Here is a 21,896-nt window from a genome sequence, read left to right as displayed (position 1 = left end):
CTAAATTGTCTGCGCTAATTATTTCATGCTACCGGGCAGTTAGCCAGTAGAGTAGCAACGAGTCAGGACTGATGAAGACGTTATCTCCCGCAGTAATCACATTACCCTGGCGTCAGGACGCCGCTGAACGCTATTTTTCGACATTAAGCCATCTGCCCTGGGCGATGCTGTTGCATTCAGGTCAAGCCGACCATCCGCATAACCGCTTTGATATTCTGGTGGCGGACCCCGTCACCACGTTGGTTACACGTGCTGAAGAGACCGTAGTGCAGAACGGGCACGCAATCACGCGCTCGCTTGATGATCCAATGACGGTATTACATTCCGCGCTAGCTGCACACAAGATTCACCCCGAGTATCACCCGGATCTGCCGTTTCAGGGCGGCGCGTTAGGTCTGTTTGGCTACGACCTCGGCCGACGCTTTGAATCTCTGCCGACTATTGCTGAGCGCGATATTACGCTACCGGATATGGCCGTTGGCATTTACGACTGGGCGTTGATTGTCGATCACCAGTTGCAGACCGTATCCCTACTCAGCCATACCGATGTCGAGGCTCGCCTGAAATGGCTGGACGCGCAACAGCCGCCAACGCGTGAGCCGTTTATATTGACCTCGGCGTGGCAGTCCAATATGAGCCGCGCCCAGTACGGCGAAAAATTCCGCCAGGTACAGGGCTATCTGCACAGCGGCGATTGTTACCAGGTCAACCTCGCGCAGCGTTTTCAGGCGCATTACGAGGGGGATGAGTGGCAGGCATTTGTCAAACTCAATCACGCTAACCGCGCCCCGTTCAGCGCGTTTATTCGTCTTGAGGAAGGCGTTATCCTCAGTCTTTCGCCGGAACGTTTTATTCTGCTGGAGAACCAGCATATCCAGACGCGTCCTATTAAAGGTACGTTGCCCAGGCTTGAAGATGCCGATGCCGATCGTGAGCAGGCCCGGCGGCTGGCGAATTCGCCGAAGGATCGTGCGGAGAACCTGATGATCGTCGATTTGATGCGTAATGATATTGGCCGCGTTGCCGTACCGGGTTCGGTACAGGTTCCGGAGCTGTTTGTCGTCGAACCGTTCCCTGCCGTTCATCATTTGGTCAGCACCATTACCGCACGTCTGCCAGAGTCATTACACGCCACCGATCTGCTACGCGCAGCCTTCCCCGGCGGCTCTATTACCGGTGCGCCGAAAGTGCGGGCGATGGAAATTATTGACGAACTGGAGCCACAAAGACGTAATGCCTGGTGTGGCAGCATCGGTTATCTGAGTTTCTGCGGCAATATGGATACCAGCATCACCATTCGCACGCTGACAGCCACAAACGGACAAATTTATTGTTCCGCTGGCGGCGGCATAGTGGCGGACAGTCAGGAAGACGCTGAATATCAGGAAACATTTGATAAAGTGAATCGTATTTTGCACCAACTGGAGAACTGAGACGTGGAATACAGCAGCCTGACGCTTGATGATTTCTTATCGCGCTTTCAACTCCTGCGCCCGCAGGTCAATCATGCCGCGTTAAACCAGCGCCAGGCCGCCGTACTGATCCCCGTCGTGCGTCGTCCACAGCCGGGATTGTTGTTAACCCAACGTTCCGTTCACCTGCGCAAGCACGCCGGACAGGTCGCCTTCCCCGGTGGGGCGGTGGATAGCAGTGATGCCTCGTTAATTGCCGCCGCCCTTCGCGAGGCACAGGAGGAGGTGGCGATCCCACCTTCATGCGTAGAAGTGATCGGCGTTCTGCCGCCGGTCGACAGCGTGACCGGTTTCCAGGTCACCCCAGTGGTAGGCATTATCCCGCCTAATCTGCCGTATCGCGCCAGTGAAGATGAAGTTTCAGCAGTGTTCGAAATGCCGCTGGCCCAGGCCCTGCATTTAGGTCGTTACCACCCGTTGGATATTTACCGTCGTGGCGATTCACATCGCGTATGGCTTTCCTGGTATGAGCAATATTTCGTCTGGGGAATGACTGCCGGAATAATTCGTGAGCTGGCGCTGCAAATTGGCGTCAAGCCCTGACTATACTTATCTTTACGCGCGCCATAGACAACTTGAAACTCAGGTCACAACATTAGTAAAACCGCGGTTATCTATTAGTTTAATTCATGTGAATAGTTAAGCCGATCGCCGCGTTCCCTCTTACACTATGCGCAGTTATAACATCGTTACTGGAAAGCCCAGTCGCCCTGTAGGAGTATTATCGTGATTAGTCTATTCGACATGTTTAAGGTGGGGATTGGTCCCTCATCTTCCCATACCGTAGGGCCTATGAAGGCGGGTAAACAGTTCGTCGATGACCTGGTCGAAAAAGGATTACTGGACAGCGTTACTCGTGTCGCCGTCGACGTGTATGGTTCACTGTCGCTCACGGGTAAAGGTCACCACACCGATATCGCCATTATTATGGGTCTGGCGGGCAATGAGCCTGCTACCGTGGATATTGATAGCATCCCCGGATTTATCCGCGACGTAGAAACGCGTGGACGCCTGCTGCTTGCGCAAGGTCAGCACGAAGTGGATTTCCCGCAGAATGACGGGATGCGTTTTCACAACGGCAACCTGCCGCTGCATGAAAACGGAATGCAGATCCATGCGTACAATGGCGAAACCGTCATTTATAGCAAAACCTACTACTCAATCGGCGGTGGATTCATCGTTGATGAAGAACATTTTGGTCAGGATGCCGCGGGCGAGGTCAGCGTGCCTTATCCGTTCAAATCCGCGACTGAAATGCTGGAGTACTGCAACAGCACCGGCCTGTCTCTCTCTGGCATGGCGATGCAGAACGAACTTGCTCTGCACAGCAAAAAAGAGATTGAAGAGTACTTTGGCCACGTCTGGCAAACCATGCAGGCCTGTATCGATCGTGGCATGAACACCGAAGGTGTGTTGCCGGGTCCGCTGCGCGTTCCTCGTCGTGCTTCAGCTCTGCGTCGTATGCTGGTTTCCAGCGATAAGCTGTCCAACGATCCGATGAACGTGATCGACTGGGTGAACATGTTCGCGCTGGCCGTTAACGAAGAAAACGCCGCGGGCGGTCGCGTAGTGACAGCGCCAACCAACGGTGCCTGCGGTATCGTGCCTGCGGTACTGGCCTATTACGATCATTTCATCGAGTCCGTCAGCCCAGATATCTATACCCGCTATTTCCTGGCGGCCGGTGCAATTGGCGCGTTGTACAAAATGAACGCCTCAATCTCTGGTGCAGAAGTAGGTTGTCAGGGTGAAGTGGGCGTAGCCTGCTCCATGGCTGCCGCTGGTCTGGCTGAACTGTTGGGCGCGAGCCCTGAGCAGGTGTGTGTTGCTGCCGAAATCGGCATGGAACATAACCTCGGCTTAACCTGCGATCCGGTTGCCGGTCAGGTACAGGTTCCGTGCATTGAGCGTAACGCCATTGCTTCAGTGAAGGCGATCAACGCTGCGCGTATGGCAATGCGCCGTACCAGCGCGCCGCGCGTCTCGCTGGATAAAGTCATTGAGACCATGTACGAAACAGGTAAAGACATGAACGCCAAATACCGCGAAACGTCACGCGGTGGCCTGGCAATCAAAGTTCAATGTGACTAATACTTAATTTTCGCCCATCTGCGACGGATGGGCGAATTTGCCCCCTCTCCCTCGTCTACTGTAATTTTCCCCACTACACTTGCTCTGTTGCTGTTGGCTTCTGTGACCAACGGCTTATCGGGCGGCCCGCATGCAAACAGCACAACGGATCATTAAAAATTATCGCCGGAATCGCTTAATCGTCTGCACAGTATGTGCACTACTGACGCTCATCCTCACATTAACTGTCCGATTTATTTCGGAGCGTAATTTAAATCACCGAAATATCGTCACCTTTGCCAACCATGCTGTTGAAGAACTGGATGACGTGCTTTTACCCTTGCAGACCGGACGTGATGTATTGCTGCCGTTAATTGGCCTCCCCTGCTCAGTAGCGCGTTTACCCTTAAGCAAACATGCCGCAAGACTGCAAACGGTGCGTTCTATTAATCTGATTCAACGCGGGATCCTCTACTGCTCCAGCATTTTTGGGTATCGCAATGTCCCCATTCGTCAACTACAGTCCGAATTACCCAGCCGGGAACCGCAACTGCTGCTGTCTACTGACCATTCGCTGATAAAAGGCAGCCCGATTCTGACGCAATGGTATCCATCCTCTGCCGATGGTGAAGATGGCGTGCTGGAAATCGTCAATATTGATTTATTGTCGTCTATGTTGCTTGAACCCCAGCCGCCGCAGATCACCGATGCCAGCTTAACCGTTGGTAATCGGCATCTACTGTATGATCAGGGTGTGGTCGATACTCTGCCTAAGCTAAATGATGAAAAACGCTACCAGCTGTCATCTCAACATTTCCCGTTTACCATTAGCGTCACCGGCCCCGGTCCCAGTGAACTGGCGATTAAACATCTGCCAACACAGCTGCCGCTGGCGGTGATCCTAAGTTTATTAGTGGGTTACGTGGCATGGCTGGCGACCGCCAGCAGAATGAGTTTTTCCTGGGAGATTAATCTGGCCCTTGCTGCTCGGGAATTCGAGCTATTTTGCCAGCCGCTGCTTAATGCGCAAACCCAGCAATGCATGGGCGTGGAGATTCTTCTACGCTGGAATAACCCACGCCAGGGTTGGATCTCTCCGGAAGTGTTTATTCCCATCGCTGAGGAGCACAACCTGATTGTGCCGCTAACCCGTCATGTCATCGCAGAAACCATTCAGCAAAGACACGTTTTCCCGATGAGCAGTCAGTTTCATATTGGGATTAATGTCGCCGCCAGCCATTTTCGCCATGGCACGCTGTTAAAAGATCTCAACCAGTATTGGTTTAGCCAGCATCCCATTCAGCAGTTAGTCATCGAACTTACCGAACGAGATGCGTTACTGGATGTGGATTATCGGGTCGTACGCGAATTAAATCGGCTTGGCGTAAAACTGGCGATTGATGATTTCGGTACCGGCAACAGCTCGCTCTCCTGGCTGGAAAAACTACGCCCGGATGTGCTGAAGATCGATAAATCATTTACTTCGGCCATAGGAACAGACGCCGTGAACTCAACCGTCACAGACATCATTATCGCTTTGGGGAAAAAATTGAATATAGAACTGGTGGCGGAAGGCGTTGAAACCCAGGCGCAGGCTCAGCATTTGCGCCGACACGGCGTACATTTGTTGCAAGGTTTTTTGTACGCAAAGCCAATGCCGCTGCGTGATTTCCCAAAATGGCTGGCGGGCAGCACGCCGCCGCCCACCCGACATAACGGGCGACACAGTATGCCCGTCATGCCGTTTCGCTAAACCCGATTACTCGTCTTCGTCGTGAGCGGGTTGTTCTTTAACAATGCGAACTAAATCCACACGATAGTCATTCGCTTCGACAATCGTAATGCTCAGCGGTGCAACTTCGATAACATCACCGACACGTGGAATATGGCCGTTAGCCGCAATGACTAAACCTGCTACCGTGGCGATGTCTTCGTCTTCATTCACTAACGTATCCACGTCCAGCGCCTGTTGCAACGCATGCAGATCGGTACCGCCTTTGACCAACCAACCACCTGCATCAGCAATAATTTCAGGTGTTTCATCGGCATCCGGGAATTCACCGGCAATGGCTTCTAATACGTCCAGCGGCGTGACCAGACCCTGTACTACGCCAAACTCGTTAGTGACGATAACGAAGCTACCGCGGGCACGACGCAGTACGCCTAACAGATTGATCGGGTCCAGCGTTTCCGGAACAACAATAGCCGGAGAGGCAGAGGCAATCGCCGCCACATCCACACCGTCTTCCAGCGCCACCAGCAGCTCTTTAGCACGCACAATACCGATGATTTCGTCCAGTTCGCCACGGCATACCGGGAACAGGCTATGAGGAGACGAAAGCAACTGCTCACGAATTTCCGCCACGCTCAGGTCGGCATCAACCCAGCTGATTTCGCCACGAGGCGTCATAATGCCGCGTAATGAACGCGACGCCAGAGAGAGGACGCCGTTAATCATATAGCGTTCTTCTTCTACAAATGCGCCTTCCGGGACGGGAACCGGCACCGGATTGTCAGATTCCATCTGCGTGCTGGCCTGACGTTTACCGCCCATCAGACGCAGGATTGCATCGGCAGTACGCGCACGCAATGGCAGCGTCGACTGGTGGCGAATAAAGTTACGACGGGCAATCTGGTTAAACAGCTCGATGATGATCGAGAAACCTATCGCCGCATACAGATAGCCTTTCGGAATATGGAAGCCAAACCCTTCGGCAACCAGGCTCAGACCAATCATCAACAGGAAGCTCAGACACAGCACCACCACCGTCGGGTGTTGGTTCACAAATCGTGTCAGCGGCTTAGAGGCCAGCAGCATCACGGCCATGGCAATCACTACTGCCGCCATCATCACTGGCAGATGGTTGACCATGCCGACCGCCGTAATCACGGCATCCAGCGAGAACACCGCATCGAGGATGACAATCTGCGTTACGACCACCCAAAAGCTCGCATACCCTTTCGTCTGCCCGGTATCATGTTCACGGTTTTCCAGCCGCTCATGCAGCTCTGTCGTAGCCTTGAACAAGAGGAAGATACCCCCCAGCAGCATAATCAGATCGCGCCCCGAGAACGCATAGTCCATTACCGTGAACAGCGGCTTTGTCAGCGTCACCATCCACGAAATCACGGACAACAAGCCCAGACGCATAATCAGTGCCAGTGACAAACCGATTAAACGCGCTTTATCACGCTGTTTCGGCGGCAGCTTATCAGCCAGGATCGCAATGAAGACCAGGTTATCAATACCCAGAACAATTTCGAGAACGACAAGCGTGAGCAAACCCACCCAAATCTGCGGGTCCATTAATAATTCCATGACAAGCTCCTGCTTAAGGAATGACCAAACTGCGCGCTGAGGATCTCAGGCGTTAAAGCGATATGCAGAGAAAATTTGTGGCAAAAAGTGCCAATCTGACAGGCTTGATACGGCCTGAAGGTGAAATGACGTCGGTGACGATCCATATGGTGGGCTACTGCCCTATACTCCTGAGTAATTAAACAGATGCTAAACATAACAGAGAGAAGCTGTTTTTAGCAAAGATTTACCTTCCTTTGCAATAAGTTGTTTCGGAGATATTTTACCCTTCGAAATTTCTTTTAATCGGAAGTTAAATTACGGATCTTCATCACATAAAATATTTTTTTCGATATCTAAAATAATTCACGAAAATCATAGGTTTTTCTTTGTAACCCTTATCTGAATCGATTCGATTGCGGACGACGATTCAAATACATCTTCACGTTGATGTGTTAACGATAATAAAGGAGGTAGCAAGTGACCATTGCTATTGTAATAGGCACACATGGTTGGGCTGCAGAGCAGTTACTTAAGACGGCAGAGATGCTGTTAGGCGAGCAGGAAAACGTCGGCTGGATCGATTTCGTTCCAGGCGAAAATGCTGAAACGCTGATCGAAAAGTACAACGCTCAGTTGGCAAAACTCGATACCAGTAAAGGCGTGCTGTTTCTCGTTGACACATGGGGAGGCAGCCCGTTTAACGCTGCGAGCCGCATTGTCGTCGATAAAGAGCATTACGAAGTAATCGCCGGTGTGAACATTCCCATGCTGGTTGAGACCTTCATGGCGCGTGATGACAACCCAAGCTTTGATGAATTAGTGGCACTGGCCGTTGAAACCGGTAGCGAAGGCGTGAAAGCGCTGAAAGCAAAACCGGTGGAAAAAGCCGCTCCTGCCCCCGTCGCGGCACCTAAAGCAGCAACCCCCGCGAAACCGATGGGTCCGAACGATTATATGCAGATCGGCCTGGCGCGTATTGATGACCGCTTAATCCATGGTCAGGTGGCAACTCGCTGGACCAAAGAAACCAACGTAACGCGCATTATCGTCGTCAGTGATGAAGTTGCCGCCGATACCGTGCGTAAAACGCTGCTGACTCAGGTAGCACCTCCGGGTGTGACGGCGCATGTGGTTGATGTCGCGAAAATGATCCGCGTCTACAACAACCCGAAATATGCAGGTGAGCGTGTGATGCTGTTGTTCACCAACCCAACCGACGTAGAACGTATCGTTGAAGGTGGTGTGAAAATTACCTCCGTGAACATTGGCGGTATGGCTTTCCGTCAGGGTAAAACGCAGGTAAACAACGCAATTTCTGTCGATGACAAAGACATCGAAGCCTTCAAGAAACTCAACGAACGCGGTATTGAGCTTGAGGCCCGTAAGGTTTCTACCGATCAGAAACTGAAAATGATGGATTTGATTGCCAAGGTGAAATAATTCCCTGGCATTTACTTAGTTTTCACACTTAAGTCTGTATAGCAATAGGAGAAGTACAATGGAGATTACCACTCTTCAGATTGTGCTGGTGTTCATCGTCGCATGTATCGCGGGTATGGAGTCGGTACTCGATGAATTTCAGTTCCACCGTCCGTTGGTGGCCTGTACGCTGATTGGTGCCGTTCTCGGGGATATGAAAACCGGTATCATCATCGGTGGTACCCTGGAAATGATCGCCCTGGGCTGGATGAACATCGGTGCTGCGGTTGCACCAGATGCCGCACTGGCCTCAATTATCTCTACCGTTCTGGTTATCGCGGGTCACCAAAGCATTGGTGCCGGTATCGCGCTGGCTATCCCACTGGCAGCAGCAGGCCAAGTACTGACCATTATCGTTCGTACAATCACCGTAGCATTCCAGCACGCAGCGGATAAGGCAGCCGAAAACGGTAACCTGACTGCGCTCTCCTGGCTGCACGTATCCTCTCTGTTCCTGCAGGCTATGCGCATCGCTATCCCGGCGGTAATCGTTGCGATTTCTGTTGGTACCAGTGAAGTTCAGAGCATGCTTAACGCCATTCCGGAAGTCGTAACCGGTGGTCTGAACATCGCAGGCGGTATGATCGTAGTGGTTGGTTATGCGATGGTCATCAACATGATGCGCGCAGGCTATCTGATGCCATTCTTCTACCTCGGCTTCGTCACCGCGGCATTTACTAACTTCAACCTGGTTGCTCTGGGTGTGATTGGCGCAGTTATGGCCATCCTCTACATTCAGCTGAGCCCGAAATATAACCGCGTAGCCGGTGCACCTGCTGCGGCGGCTGGCAATAACGATCTCGATAACGAACTGGACTAGCAGGTGAGCGAAATGGTTGATATGACTAAAACTACCACCGAGAAAAAACTCACTCCGAGTGACATTCGTGGCGTGTTCATTCGTTCTAACCTGTTTCAGGGTTCATGGAACTTCGAACGTATGCAGGCGCTGGGTTTCTGTTTCTCCATGGTACCGGCTATCCGCCGCTTGTACCCGGAAAACAACGATGCACGTAAGCAAGCGATTAAGCGTCACCTGGAATTCTTTAACACCCATCCATACGTAGCGGCTCCAGTACTGGGCGTTACGCTGGCAATGGAAGAACAGCGTGCAAACGGCGCAGAGATTGACGATGGTGCCATCAACGGTATCAAAGTTGGTCTGATGGGTCCGCTGGCAGGCGTCGGTGACCCGATCTTCTGGGGTACCGTACGTCCGGTCTTCGCCGCACTCGGCGCAGGTATTGCGATGAGCGGCAGCCTGCTGGGGCCACTGCTGTTCTTCATCCTGTTTAACCTGGTTCGTCTGGCAACCCGTTATTACGGTGTGGCATATGGCTACCGTAAAGGTGTCGATATCGTTAAAGATATGGGCGGCGGCTTCCTGCAGAAACTGACCGAGGGGGCGTCAATCCTCGGCCTGTTTGTCATGGGAGCATTGGTTAACAAGTGGACGCACGTAAACATCCCGCTGGTGGTTTCCACTATCACCGGTCAGGATGGTCAGACTCGTGTTACCACCGTGCAGACGATCCTTGACCAGCTGATGCCGGGTCTGGTTCCTCTGCTGCTGACATTCGCCTGTATGTGGCTGCTGCGTAAAAAAGTGAACCCGCTGTGGATCATCGTTGGCTTCTTCGTCATCGGTATCGCGGGCTACGCTGTCGGACTGCTCGGCCTGTAAGACTGTTGTACATCACCGGGGGCTTGCCCCCGGTTTTTCTATTTAGAGGGTTGAGGATTCATGACTATCACGGACCTGGTGCTGGTTCTATTCATCTTTTCGCTGCTGGCGTATGCCATTTACGATCAGTTCATCATGCCCCGCCGTAATGGCCCTACTCTGCTTACTGTTGCCCTGCTTCCCCGCAGCAGAGTCGACAGCGTTATTTTCCTTGGCTTGGTAGCTATTCTTATCTACAACAACATCACCAGCCACGGCGCGCAATTTACCACATGGTTATTATGTGCACTGGTATTGATGGGGTTGTATCTGTTCTGGATCCGTACGCCAAAAATCATCTTCAAGCAGAAAGGTTTTTTCTTCGCCAACGTCTGGATTGAATATAACCGCATTAAAGAGATGAATTTATCTGAAGACGGTGTATTAGTGATGCAATTAGAACATCGAAGATTGTTAATCCGCGTACGAAATATAGACGATCTTGAGAAAATATATAAACTTTTAATTTCAAATCAATAAGTTATAAATATAGCCTGAACTATGTTTTTATATATCAGTATAAAAACAAACATAGCCAAGGCTATATTTAACTGTCCACAATGTTATTTATTTTAACGTTTTATTTATAAATAAATCTAAATGAAAATCGTTTTCAATTAGAAGTCAAATATTATTTCTGCGTTTCTTGTTTTATATTCTCAAAATATGTTAAGGTTGCGCCCGTCGTTGGGGAGTAGCCGATTTCCAGACTCCGGAAATGTACGTGTCAACATACTCGTTGAAAAACGTGGCGCGTACGGACTGAATTTACAGGTTCAGTCAGGCGAGACCATAGGCACATCAACTGCAATGCATATCTGAATGGCGCTGTATTTACAGTGATTCCGGCCTGTATGCATGGTTACTGGGGGCAGTGATGTGTTTTATGGATACCCCGGTCAGGACGCTGTTATGAATCTCACCGCTACCGTTCTTCTCGCTTTCGGCATGTCGATGGATGCTTTCGCTGCATCAATTGGCAAAGGCGCCACACTGCATAAACCCAAATTTTCTGAAGCATTGCGCACAGGTCTGATATTCGGCGCAGTTGAAACGCTTACGCCGCTGATTGGCTGGGGCATGGGTATGTTGGCCAGCAAATTCGTGCTGGAGTGGAACCACTGGATCGCCTTCATTCTGCTGATCTTTTTAGGCGGGCGAATGATAATCGAAGGTTTTCGCGACAACGGGGATGAAGAGGAAGAACCGCAGCGCCGTCATGGTTTCTGGCTGTTGGTTACCACCGCCATTGCCACCAGTCTCGACGCAATGGCCGTCGGGGTGGGTCTGGCTTTCCTGCAGGTCAATATTATTGCCACCGCGCTGGCCATCGGCTGCGCCACATTGATTATGTCCACGCTCGGCATGATGATTGGTCGTTTCATTGGCCCGATGCTGGGCAAACGAGCAGAAATTTTGGGTGGGGTGGTGCTGATTGGTATCGGTGCCCAGATCCTCTGGGCACACTTCCACGGTTAATTCAGACGCTGCCAGACATGAATGCTAAAATCGGTCTGGCAGTCAAACGTCGTTTTCTCCGCTAACGTTTTCCACACCTCCGGCTTTGCCCGCCAGGCGAACGGCGTCATTTGCAGTAACGCAACGGCCTCGCTGCCCTGAAGCTGCATCTGATACCCCAGCGCAATACTCTGTTGCAGAACAAAACCGTCCAGTTGCTCTGTGTGCGGCGCATGCAAACGCACCTCATCATAAATAAGCCCTTTCAGTTCCATTAAATGACGCGGTCCCGGCGTGGCGGTGATAACCCATCCCCCCGGTTTAACCACGCGTGCCAGCTCTTGCGCTTTACAGGGCGCGTAGATCCTGATGATGGCATCCATTGACTCATCTGCGAACGGCAGACGATGGCTGGAGGCAACGCAAAAGGTCACCTGCGGATAGCGTCTGGCTGCAGCTTTAATTGCCACTTTGGAGACGTCAAGACCAAAGGTTGTACAACCCGTCAGCGCGTCGGCAAACGCATGGGTGTAATACCCTTCCCCACAGCCAATATCCAGGATCGCTGCATCTTCTGAAGTCGACTTCTCTTTCAGCACATTCACAATCGCATCACGCAATGGTTGATAGTGCCCGGCATCAAGAAATGCCCGTCGCGCCTGCATCATCTCAGCGCTGTCACCCGGATCGCGCGATCGTTTATGCTGAACCGGCAGTAAGTTGACATACCCTTCTTTCGCCACGTCAAACTGGTGCCGCCCGGGGCAGACAAAACTGTTATTCGCTTGAGTAAGAGGCTGGTGGCAAAGAGGACAGGAAAACGACATGACAACTCCGGCAGGTGACTTAAGGGCGCAAGTGTAACGCGAATTGCGCCCTGGGAAAATAACTTACAGCGACGGCGAGGATACGTTGCTGCCGTGCATCACCAGCAGATGATCGGAGTCAGCAGGCATGCCATCCGGTTTAACGTTCTCCAGACGCAGGACATCACCCATTATCTGGCTGAAGACAGGCGCAGAGACAGCCCCACCATAATAAGCACCGTTTTGCGGATTATTGATGACGACCACCAGTGCAAATTTCGGGTCGCTCGCTGGCGCAACGCCTGCCGTGTAGGCCACGTATTTATCGACATACTTACCGTCATCACCAATTTTCTTTGCCGTTCCTGTTTTAACCGCCACGCGATAATCCCTGACCGCGGCTTTAGTTCCCCCACCACCAGGTAACGCAACGCTTTCCATCATATGTTCAACCTGGTGAACCAGCGCCTCCGGCATCACTCGGGTACCGATTACCGGCGGGTCAATACGGGTAATCGAAAGGGGCCGATAGATACCAAAACTACCAATGGTTGCATATACGTGCGCCAACTGCAGCGGCGTTACCATTAATCCATAACCAAATGCAAAGGTCGCGCGATCCAAATCGCTCCAGTAGCGGCGTTGAGGCATTAAACCGCTGCTTTCACCGGTTAATCCCAGTCCGGTTGGATCGCCAAAACCAAAGCTCTTATAGGTATCCAGCAATTTTTGGACAGGCATAGCCAATGAAAGGTGCGACACGCCGGTATCGCTCGATTTCTGCAAAATTCCGGTCAGCGACAGTTCCGGGTAAAATCCGACGTCGCGAATACGATGCCCATCAAGGTAAAAAGGATGGGTATCAATCACGCTGTCGGGTTGTACAATCCCCTGCTGGAGTGCAGTCATGATCACCAGCGGTTTAACGGTTGAACCGGGTTCAAACGTATCGCTAATTGCACGGTTACGAAAATCATCCAGTACCGCGCCATCACGATTATTGGGGTTGAAGTCAGGAAAGCTCGCCATGGACAGTATTTCACCGGTAGCAATGTTGACCAGCACTGCGGCTCCTGATTCTGCTTTATTCCACGTAACGGCATTGTCCAACGCATCTTCGGTGACCGTCTGCAGACGCTCATCGATGCTGAGCTGTAATTCGTGTGCAGGAACAGGCGTAACTTCGGTGATATTCTCAATGACATGGCCAAATTTGTCTTTACGTACCAGACGGGAGCCAGGTTTACCCATCAGCTGGTTATTAAAGCTCTTTTCCAGCCCTTCAATGCCTTGTCCATCAATGTTGGTAAAACCAATGAGATTCGCCGCTACGTGGCCTGCGGGATAGAACCGGCGGGATTCCTCGCGCAGGTTGATGCCCGGGAGATTAAGATCATCTACCCACTCAGCCTGCTGAGGGGAAATTTGTCGTGCCAGATAAATAAAACGTCCGCCAGGATTACTGTTAACGCGTTCCGCCAGCGTACTCAGTGACAAATGCAAAGTCCTTGCCAGAGCCTGCCAGCGTTCGTTGTAACCCACGCCACCCTTGCTGATGATGGTCTTAGGATCGGCCCATACGGCGTTAACCGGAACACTTACCGCCAGCGGTCGCCCTTCTCTGTCGGTAATCATCCCGCGCGGCGAGGCAATAGTTACCTCACGTAACGAACGCATGTCTTCCTGTTTCACCAGACTCGTCGGCGTGACAATTTGCAGCCACGCAACCCGACCCAGCAGCAATCCCAGACTCAATAATATTGCCACACAAAGCAGGGCAAAACGTACGGGAGTAAAATTGCGCGCGTCGCCGTCGTTTTTCTTTTTCACCTGGTCTCCAGCAAGATAGTTTTTCAGGTGTCTGATTTAACGAGAAATGTCGTAAGAAAGCGGGGAAAACTATGCTACGAACATCACGCCTTTGCAACAAAGCGCTAATGGAAGGGCATTTAGAAATATTTAGACGTATTTTGAATTAAAAAGCCCCGCATAGGCGAGGCTTTATATCTGAGATGGTTGCGCATATGCGCTTCAAATCAGTGGTGTCGATCAGATAGCTGTTACGTTAACAGCAGCCGGACCTTTCTGGCCGTCCTGAATTTCGAACTCAACGTTCTGGCCTTCAGCCAGAGTTTTGAAGCCGTTACCCTGGATAGCGGAGAAGTGTACGAACACGTCTTTGCTGCCATCAGCCGGAGTAATGAAACCAAAACCTTTAGACTCGTTGAACCACTTAACTTGACCTTTAATCTTTGCCATTTGCAAAATTCCTTAGAGTATTTTCTTCGCCCGCAGGCATAACATAGATAAAACTGAGACATTACTGCTTGAGGCACTAATATAAGGTTCGGCAGAGAAGCGGTATTCAACGTCAACGTGTTTACTCAGGACTTCTTTACTGAAAATGCCACACATAAACAGAACTGTACCTCGTTTAACCCAAAACGTGTTATCACATACAACGTTAATAATGGCAAGCCATTTTTAAACGTGTCTCGATCGGTCGCACAAATCCCGTCGTTCATCAAACAGCAACTGCACAGTTATGCGCCACACCGAGTAGTGTTATATTCCCGCCGCTCACCCCATCCCCCGCCTGGCTTGCACCATAGCCGGGACATTTCTACCATAGCTCAATAGTTTCTGTTGTTCCAGATTAGCTGTTACAGGATGTGCCGGATATCATTTTTTATGCTTAGTAATGCATAAAATGTCACAAGCGTAAAAATGAGATCCGCCTTCTGCTTTTGCACCAAAATAATGAAAGAATGATGACAATGCACAAAAAAAGTAAGAGAAACGTTTCGCTGTTAATAAAACGATCGCTATCACAAAAATGACATAATCATATTTTTATCGTATGGGAAATTATATTTATATCAGACCGGGGATAAGATATTAATTGGTTGGAGCATCTGAAAATACTGAGTTTACACGCGTATCAGAGTGCTAATTACACGACATGTACAGAAGAAAATAATCTGGCACGTTGGTGACAGGATGAAACATCTGAGAACAAAAGCAACAGATCCTCACCCTGTCATACCGTTTTTACCGCTCAGCTACCAGGCGGATGATGTCATCATCTTCATCCTTCGCTGTGACCGCAGCAGGCTCTGCTGCTTTTTCAGGTTCGTTAGCTTCGCAAAGGCGACGGAGCAATGCGTTCTGTCTTTTTTGCTGATCTAACAATGCTTCAAGCAACTCAATCTGCTCATTAGTACGCGAACTTGCCCGATTGACGAAAAACCACAGTACAAGCCCGACAACCAGAATCACCACCGATACAGCCAAAGACGCCAAACCCAACGCGCCAGAATTCAAAACTTCGTTCATTTCACCACCTCAATGTAGACAGCGTAGTTTACCACTGCCGCACAAGAAGGTAATCAACTGTGGCAAAAATGCGCTTACCAGGGAATAAATTTATTGATGGCACAAATACCGCTGAAAAATTGTACATCCTGATCGCACAAGATGTTGAACACTTGCGCCCACATCAGTATGCATACCAGCACGACAACTATCAGCACTACCCAGCGAATTTTTTTCACTCCAGCTCCACTCTTCGAATCTACATCTTATGTCTATAAATTATCATGCGTTACCTAAACCCAGCGTTAACTGTATCGGCATTCAATCTTTTTAGGAATGATTCACTTGTTTCATCCCATGTACAGGCTAATCTAATAATAACGAGAAAAGATAAGAGGTTGTAATGCGTCTGATAATCCGCGCTATTGTGTTGTTAGCTCTGGTTTGGATCGGTTTATTACTGAGCGGCTACGGAATTTTGATTGGAAGTAAGGAGAATGCAGCGGGTCTGGGCTTGCAATGCCAATATCTGACCGCCCGCGGAACCAGCACCGCACAATACGTCCACACAAACAGCGGTATCATTGGCCTGTCGGATTGCCCTTTGTTAAGAAAAAGTACGGTCATTATTGATAACGGTTAATATAGCAACAATACATACGCTACGTTATTTGCACCAACTAACGTTATGACTGTTCATAAAAAACCCCAGATACAAAAATATCTGGGGTTTTTAAGTTGACGCTATTACGCCAGATTAGAACGGATAATCGTTATAACCCATTTGTTCTGAAATTTTACGCGCAGCCGTATGCAGCATCGCCACATACTCGTGCAAACGTTCCTCTGAGAAACGCAGCGTCGGGAATGAAATACTCAAGCCTGCAATCACCACACCGAAACGGTCAAACACCGGCACACCGATGCAGCGCAGACCTTCTTCCTGTTCTTCGTTGTCTTCACCGTAGCCCTGCTCACGGACTTTATCCAGCAGTACCAGCAGCTCATCAGTATTGGTAATAGTACGGTCGGTGCTGCGTTTGTACTCAATACCGTCCAGAATTTGCTTCACTTCATCGCGGTCACGCCATGCCAGCAGAACTTTACCGATAGCCGTGCTGTACAGTGGATTACGGCGACCTACGCGAGAATACATGCGCAGATTGTACATGGAATCGATTTTATGAATGTAGACGATGCTGTCTTCATCCAGTGCGCCAAGGTGTACTGTTTCTTTGGTCAGGCGCGAAAGTTCGCGCATCTGAATATCAGCGCTACGGATAAGATCGACGTTTTGTAACGCGCGAGCACCCAGCTCGAATAGTTTCAGGGTCAGTGAGTATTTCTCAGACTCCCCTTCTTGTGCCACATAGCCCAGCGTTTTCATGGTCTGCAAAAAGCGATAAACGGTGCTTTTCGACATCATGACGCGTTGCGACAACTCGGTAATACCAATTTCGCGCTCTTCACCCAGCGCCTGCAGGATGCCAAAAACCTTCAGCACGGAAGATACAGAATCGGGTTGTTTATCCAGATCTGCGATTGCCATTTATCACCCCTTTCGAGTGTTTTATAAAAATCAGAACCGGTTTTTATTATAATTTCACGTATCAGCCCTCGCAATCGCTCTTTGCTTACTTAGTTACAAATCTGCGACCTAACGCCTGAATATCAATGCTAAAATTATTATTCTCATCATAAATTCCGACAATATTGACTTCCTATGGAAAAAACTCAGACCGATGGTCTGCCATTGCCCCAGCGATATGGTGCAATTTTAACCATTGTTATTGGCATCTCTATGGCAGTACTCGACGGCGCAATAGCGAATGTTGCCCTCCCCACTATCGCCACCGATCTTCAGGCCTCACCCGCCAGCTCAATCTGGATTGTGAACGCCTACCAAATTGCGATCGTTGTTTCGCTGTTATCGCTCTCTTTTTTAGGTGATATGTTTGGCTACCGACGCATTTATAAGTGTGGTCTGGTCGTGTTTCTGTTGGCGTCGCTGTTTTGTGCCTTGTCAGACTCGCTGCATATGCTGACGTTAGCGCGCGTGGCTCAGGGGTTTGGCGGCGCTGCGCTGATGAGCGTTAATACGGCATTGATCCGACTCATTTATCCTCAGCGCCAGCTTGGCCGCGGAATGGGTATTAACTCCTTTATCGTGGCTGTATCCTCGGCAGCGGGTCCGACTATTGCGGCGGCTATTCTTTCTATTGCCTCGTGGAAATGGCTATTCCTGATTAACGTTCCACTGGGGATCATCGCCCTGCTACTGGCTATGCGTTTTTTGCCACCCAATTCATCACGTAGCAATAAACCGCGCTTCGATCTGCCCAGCGCAGTGATGAACGCCTTAACATTCGGTTTGTTAATCACGGCACTCAGCGGATTTGCGCAGGGACAGTCGCTAAAACTGATTGGTGCTGAACTTGTGGGGCTTCTCGTGGTAGGGTTTTTCTTTATCCGCCGCCAACTCGCATTGCCAGTACCGTTACTACCGGTTGATCTGCTGCGCATTCCGCTGTTTTCACTCTCTATTTGTACTTCAATCTGTTCATTCAGCGCACAGATGCTGGCGATGGTTTCTCTCCCATTTTTCATGCAAACGGTTCTCGGGCGCAGCGAGGTTGAAACGGGCCTGCTGCTGACGCCGTGGCCACTGGCAACCATGGTGATGGCCCCACTGGCGGGATATTTGATTGAACGTGTTCATGCGGGTCTGCTGGGCGCGCTGGGCATGGCAGTAATGGCGTGTGGGCTGTTTTCGCTGGTGTTGCTGCCCGCATCACCTTCTGATTTTAATATCATCTGGCCAATGATTTTGTGCGGTGCGGGTTTTGGCTTGTTCCAGTCACCGAATAATCACACCATCATCACCTCCGCGCCGCGTGATCGTAGCGGAGGCGCGAGCGGTATGCTTGGAACGGCGCGTTTACTGGGCCAGAGTACCGGGGCCGCACTGGTTGCGCTGATGCTAAATCAGTTTGGCGACAGCGGAACACACGTTTCGCTGATAACAGCGGGTATTCTGGCTTCGCTAGCCGCAATCGTGAGTGGCTTACGTATCACACAACCGCGAGTTCAGGCATAAAAAAAGCGCGTCTGTCGACGCGCTTTTTATTTTAAGTCTGCTGCCATTTATTTCAGGTATTCACCGCTGCGCAGCGCTTCAATACGTTTGTCCAACGGCGGGTGAGTCATAAACAGCTCACTCAACGATTTGGATTTACCGTTGATGCAGAACGCCATCATGCTGGTCGCTTCCTGCGGCTCATAGCTGGTTTTCAGGCGCTGTAGCGCGGCGATCATTTTTTCACGACCCACCAGTTTCGCTGAGCCTGCATCCGCATGGAATTCACGATGACGTGAGAACCACATCGTAATAATGCTCGCCAGAATACCAAATACCAGCTCCAGTACCGTCGCTACCGCAAAGTAGATTAACGGGTTACCGTTGCTACCCTCTCCCTCATCGCGGTTGCCTCCCATAAACCCAGCGGCAATCTGCGCCAGAATACGTGAGATAAAGATAACGAAAGTGTTCACCACACCCTGAATTAACGTCATGGTAACCATATCGCCATTAGCAATGTGGCTGATCTCATGCGCGATAACCGCTTCGGCTTCATCCGGACTCATGTTTTGCAACAGGCCAGTACTTACAGCCACCAGCGAGGCATCCCGGCGCGCACCGGTAGCAAACGCGTTAATATCTGGCGCATGGTAGATAGCAACCTGCGGCATAGCGATCCCTGCCTGGCGGGCCTGATTCGCGACTGTATTCATCAGCCAGCGTTCTCTTTCATTGCGAGGCTGTTCGATCACTTCTCCGCCAACGGACTTTAACGCCATCCATTTGGACATCAGCAGCGAAATGAAGGAACCACCAAAACCAAACAGCAGTGCCATGATCAACAAGCCTTGAACGCTGCTTGACTGAATCCCTGTCAGGCTCAATACCAGCCCGAAAACGACCATCACAGCCAGGTTCGTCAGCAGGAAGAGCGCGATTCGCATCATAATTTTCTTTTAACCTCAATTTAACAAAACGCACTATGCGATTACCCATATCGTATGGGTCTTATGGCTATTTTCAAGCATCCATGGGTGCTAAGTCACCAGAAAGACACAACTTTACATTTTATCGTATCAGACTGACGTCTTCATGCGCTTGTTAAAAAAACAGGCACAATTTCTTGTGCCTGTTTGAGGTTATTGACTGTTCGCGGGCTGTTCCGCTGGCTTTTCTTTTTCAAGATGCGCCAGGTCGAGCGCGATTTTTACCGTTTCATCCAGATACGGATCCGGCTCCTGGTAATCCTTCGGCAGATCGTCCAGTTTCTTCAGCAACGGTTTGCCTTCTCGCTTGAACCGATCGTTAATACGCGCCAGACGCATTGCGTCATCTTCGTTATTCTCTTTCTCACGCTGAGCGTAATTCAGAGAAGCGATGCTGCGCTTATCCTTCATCGCATTGAATCGCGCAATGTCCTTCATGATGTACTGGAACTCAGGATCGTTCGCAATACGTGCATTGTGCTCTTTCAGCAATTCAGGTCCGAACGGCGTCAGATTATCTGACCTGGTGTAGGTCGCCGCATCAATGCTGTCCCACGGCAGCGCGTTATCTTCAAACTTCTCGCCGGTTTCAGTTTCTTCATTACCTGTCGGCATGATGATATCTGGCGTAACACCCTTACGCTGCGTGCTGCCACCGTTTACGCGGTAGAATTTCTGGATCGTGTACTGAACAGAACCCAGCGCTGGCCATTCCGGACGCAGCATCTGATCGTAAATACGGTTCAGGGAGCGATACTGCTGAACTGTGCCTTTACCGAAGGTTGGTTCACCAACGATCAGTGCTCGGCCATAATCCTGCATTGCCGCAGCGAAAATCTCTGATGCTGAGGCGCTGAAGCGATCGACCAATACCACCAGCGGGCCTTTGTAGTACACAACGCCGTCGGTATCGCTGTCTTCACGCACTTTACCGTTATTGTCACGAACCTGAACCACCGGGCCGGATGGAATGAACAGACCGGAAAGCGAAACCGCTTCAGTCAGTGCTCCACCGCCGTTGGTACGCAGATCGATGATGATGCTGCTGACGTTCTGTTTTTCCAGTTTCTGCAGCTGGACTTTGACATCATCCGTCAGGCCAACATAGAAGCCAGGAATATCCAGTACGCCGACTTTTTCTTTGCCAACGGTTTTCACGGACATTTTAACGGCACGGTCTTCGAGACGGATACGTTCACGCGTTAGCGTCACGGTGCGCGTCTTGGTACCTTTACCGGCAGGCAGAATTTCAAGGCGCACCTTGCTGCCTTTAGGTCCTTTGATCAGTGCTACGACATCATCCAGACGCCAGCCAATCACATCGACCATGCCCTTGCCCGTCTGCCCGACGCCGACAATACGATCGCCAACGCTGATCGCTTTGCTCTTGGCTGCCGGACCACCTGCCACCATGGAGTTAATGACGGTGTAGTCATCATCCATCTGCAGAACCGCGCCAATACCTTCCAAAGACAAGCTCATTTCAGTATTGAACTGCTCGGTATTGCGCGGAGAGAGATAGTTAGTATGCGGGTCGATTTCACGGGCGAACGCTGTCATCGCCAGTGAGAACACATCTTCGCTGTTGGTCTGCGCCAGACGGCGAATCGCAAATTTGTAGCGGCGCGTCAGCGTTTCGCGGATTTCCGCATCGGTTTTACCGGTCAGCTTCAGGCTGAGTTCGTCAAATTTAACCTTGCCGTCCCACAGCGCATTAAGCTCTGCTTCGCTCTTCGGCCACGGCGCTTTGCTTCGGTCGAGGTTAAAGGTGTCGTTACCGGTGAAATCCATTGGACGTGCCAGTACGCTTAATGCGTACTGATAACGTTCAAATCGGCGTTTTTGCGCCAGATTATAGAGATCGTAAAAGACATCCAGCTTGCCGGTACGCAGTTCATCGCCGAGGACCGTTTTCTTTTTTGCATACTGTTCGATATCGCTCGCCAGCAGCACGTTGTGGCTGTAGTCGAGCAAATTCAAATAGCGGTCAAAAATTTTTGCCGAAAACGCCTGATCCAGATCGAACTGGCGATAGTGTGATCGCGTAAAACGCGACGTCACACGTTCGCTTACCGTCGCATGCTGGGTTTCTTCCTTTAACACGGGGATTTGATCGGCACGCGTGATGTCTTCCACAGCAAGTGCCTGGCCTGCTAATGCAAGCAGACCAGCTAACGCAGTAAGCCTAAAAAAAGTGTTCATGCCAG

At 50.6% G+C, this 21,896-nt stretch carries 22 protein-coding genes; 11 read left to right on the top strand and 11 right to left on the bottom strand.

Annotated elements, in window-relative coordinates; genetic code table 11:
- Window positions 1–71: 71 nt before the first annotated feature.
- The 4 genes from pabB to SK35_RS10895 all read left to right on the top strand — a co-directional run bounded on the left by pabB (window position 72) and on the right by SK35_RS10895 (window position 5,295).
- The gene (gene pabB, locus SK35_RS10910; protein ID WP_048216193.1) at window positions 72–1,433 is read left to right on the top strand and encodes an aminodeoxychorismate synthase component 1; all 1,362 of its coding nucleotides are present in this window, start codon (window positions 72–74) and stop codon (window positions 1,431–1,433) included.
- Between the two features lie 3 nt (window positions 1,434–1,436).
- Window positions 1,437–2,015, top strand: a complete 579-nt coding sequence (locus SK35_RS10905) for a CoA pyrophosphatase (RefSeq protein ID WP_003020991.1) — start codon at window positions 1,437–1,439, stop codon at window positions 2,013–2,015.
- A gap of 183 nt (window positions 2,016–2,198) precedes the next feature.
- Complete coding sequence (sdaA, locus tag SK35_RS10900; protein ID WP_003833765.1) at window positions 2,199–3,563, top strand: L-serine ammonia-lyase; 1,365 nt, start codon at window positions 2,199–2,201, stop codon at window positions 3,561–3,563.
- 130 nt (window positions 3,564–3,693) lie between these two features.
- A complete protein-coding gene (locus SK35_RS10895) occupies window positions 3,694–5,295 on the top strand; it encodes an EAL domain-containing protein (protein ID WP_048216192.1) in 1,602 nt (533 codons plus the stop codon).
- Window positions 5,296–5,301: 6 nt separating this feature from the next.
- Here SK35_RS10895 and yoaE read toward each other — a convergent pair whose 3' ends face one another.
- Both yoaE and SK35_RS27140 read right to left on the bottom strand, forming a co-directional pair.
- On the bottom strand, window positions 5,302–6,861 hold the full coding sequence (yoaE, locus tag SK35_RS10890; protein WP_048216191.1) for a CNNM family cation transport protein YoaE: 1,560 nt from the start codon (window positions 6,859–6,861) through the stop codon (window positions 5,302–5,304).
- Window positions 6,849–7,007, bottom strand: coding sequence for a protein YoaL (locus SK35_RS27140; RefSeq protein WP_370766360.1), 159 nt, complete (start codon window positions 7,005–7,007; stop codon window positions 6,849–6,851). Before SK35_RS27140 ends, yoaE begins: the two co-directional genes overlap by 13 nt.
- Before the next feature lie 313 nt (window positions 7,008–7,320).
- Here SK35_RS27140 and manX point away from each other — a divergent pair, with 313 nt between their 5' ends.
- The 5 genes from manX to mntP all read left to right on the top strand — a co-directional run bounded on the left by manX (window position 7,321) and on the right by mntP (window position 11,524).
- The gene (gene manX / locus SK35_RS10885; protein ID WP_003833768.1) at window positions 7,321–8,283 is read left to right on the top strand and encodes a PTS mannose transporter subunit IIAB; all 963 of its coding nucleotides are present in this window, start codon (window positions 7,321–7,323) and stop codon (window positions 8,281–8,283) included.
- Between the two features lie 58 nt (window positions 8,284–8,341).
- Window positions 8,342–9,142, top strand: a complete 801-nt coding sequence (locus SK35_RS10880) for a PTS mannose/fructose/sorbose transporter subunit IIC (protein ID WP_003021004.1) — start codon at window positions 8,342–8,344, stop codon at window positions 9,140–9,142.
- A 12-nt stretch (window positions 9,143–9,154) separates the two neighbouring features.
- On the top strand, window positions 9,155–10,006 hold the full coding sequence (locus SK35_RS10875; protein WP_003833769.1) for a PTS mannose transporter subunit IID: 852 nt from the start codon (window positions 9,155–9,157) through the stop codon (window positions 10,004–10,006).
- A gap of 60 nt (window positions 10,007–10,066) precedes the next feature.
- Window positions 10,067–10,525, top strand: coding sequence for a DUF986 family protein (locus tag SK35_RS10870; RefSeq protein WP_048216190.1), 459 nt, complete (start codon window positions 10,067–10,069; stop codon window positions 10,523–10,525).
- A gap of 432 nt (window positions 10,526–10,957) precedes the next feature.
- Entirely contained in the window at window positions 10,958–11,524 is a 567-nt protein-coding gene (gene mntP / locus SK35_RS10865; protein WP_003021013.1) for a manganese efflux pump MntP, read from the top strand.
- On the opposite strand, the gene rlmA is transcribed toward mntP, so the two are convergent.
- From rlmA to mgrB, 6 genes are all read right to left on the bottom strand, one after another.
- Window positions 11,521–12,330, bottom strand: coding sequence for a 23S rRNA (guanine(745)-N(1))-methyltransferase (gene rlmA, locus SK35_RS10860; RefSeq protein WP_048216189.1), 810 nt, complete (start codon window positions 12,328–12,330; stop codon window positions 11,521–11,523). The genes mntP and rlmA overlap by 4 nt on opposite strands.
- A gap of 63 nt (window positions 12,331–12,393) precedes the next feature.
- Window positions 12,394–14,139 (bottom strand): peptidoglycan glycosyltransferase FtsI, encoded by a 1,746-nt coding sequence (gene ftsI, locus SK35_RS10855; RefSeq protein WP_003833773.1) that lies wholly within the window; start codon window positions 14,137–14,139, stop codon window positions 12,394–12,396.
- Window positions 14,140–14,358: 219 nt separating this feature from the next.
- On the bottom strand, window positions 14,359–14,568 hold the full coding sequence (gene cspE, locus SK35_RS10850) for a transcription antiterminator/RNA stability regulator CspE (RefSeq protein WP_001062678.1): 210 nt from the start codon (window positions 14,566–14,568) through the stop codon (window positions 14,359–14,361).
- Between the two features lie 12 nt (window positions 14,569–14,580).
- Window positions 14,581–14,724 (bottom strand): DUF2627 domain-containing protein, encoded by a 144-nt coding sequence (locus tag SK35_RS10845; RefSeq protein WP_003034983.1) that lies wholly within the window; start codon window positions 14,722–14,724, stop codon window positions 14,581–14,583.
- Window positions 14,725–15,360: 636 nt separating this feature from the next.
- On the bottom strand, window positions 15,361–15,645 hold the full coding sequence (locus tag SK35_RS10840; protein WP_048216188.1) for a YebO family protein: 285 nt from the start codon (window positions 15,643–15,645) through the stop codon (window positions 15,361–15,363).
- A gap of 74 nt (window positions 15,646–15,719) precedes the next feature.
- Window positions 15,720–15,863, bottom strand: coding sequence for a PhoP/PhoQ regulator MgrB (mgrB, locus tag SK35_RS10835; protein WP_048216187.1), 144 nt, complete (start codon window positions 15,861–15,863; stop codon window positions 15,720–15,722).
- Window positions 15,864–16,027: 164 nt separating this feature from the next.
- Between mgrB and SK35_RS10830 the strand changes: the two genes are divergently transcribed.
- Entirely contained in the window at window positions 16,028–16,267 is a 240-nt protein-coding gene (locus SK35_RS10830) for a YobH family protein (protein WP_003034975.1), read from the top strand.
- Between the two features lie 114 nt (window positions 16,268–16,381).
- Here the strand turns inward: SK35_RS10830 and kdgR are convergent, their stop codons facing one another.
- Window positions 16,382–17,173 carry a DNA-binding transcriptional regulator KdgR gene (kdgR, locus tag SK35_RS10825; protein ID WP_003833778.1) on the bottom strand — a complete coding sequence of 264 codons (792 nt, stop codon included), beginning with the start codon at window positions 17,171–17,173 and terminating at the stop codon, window positions 16,382–16,384.
- A gap of 174 nt (window positions 17,174–17,347) precedes the next feature.
- On the opposite strand from kdgR, the gene SK35_RS10820 reads away from it, so the two are divergent.
- A complete protein-coding gene (locus SK35_RS10820; RefSeq protein ID WP_048216186.1) occupies window positions 17,348–18,721 on the top strand; it encodes an MFS transporter in 1,374 nt (457 codons plus the stop codon).
- Between the two features lie 47 nt (window positions 18,722–18,768).
- On the opposite strand, the gene htpX is transcribed toward SK35_RS10820, so the two are convergent.
- Window positions 18,769–19,650, bottom strand: a complete 882-nt coding sequence (gene htpX / locus SK35_RS10815) for a protease HtpX (protein ID WP_003034964.1) — start codon at window positions 19,648–19,650, stop codon at window positions 18,769–18,771.
- Between the two features lie 192 nt (window positions 19,651–19,842).
- Window positions 19,843–21,891: a carboxy terminal-processing peptidase gene (gene prc, locus SK35_RS10810; RefSeq protein ID WP_008785035.1), complete on the bottom strand. Its 2,049-nt coding sequence runs from the start codon at window positions 21,889–21,891 to the stop codon at window positions 19,843–19,845.
- Window positions 21,892–21,896 lie beyond the last annotated feature (5 nt).

It is taken from the genome of Citrobacter sp. MGH105, from assembly GCF_001037485.2.
Classification (GTDB): domain Bacteria; phylum Pseudomonadota; class Gammaproteobacteria; order Enterobacterales; family Enterobacteriaceae; genus Citrobacter; species Citrobacter portucalensis.
The sequence above is the reverse complement of the archived record's forward strand: the minus strand, read 5'-3'. Positions and strand labels throughout refer to the sequence as shown.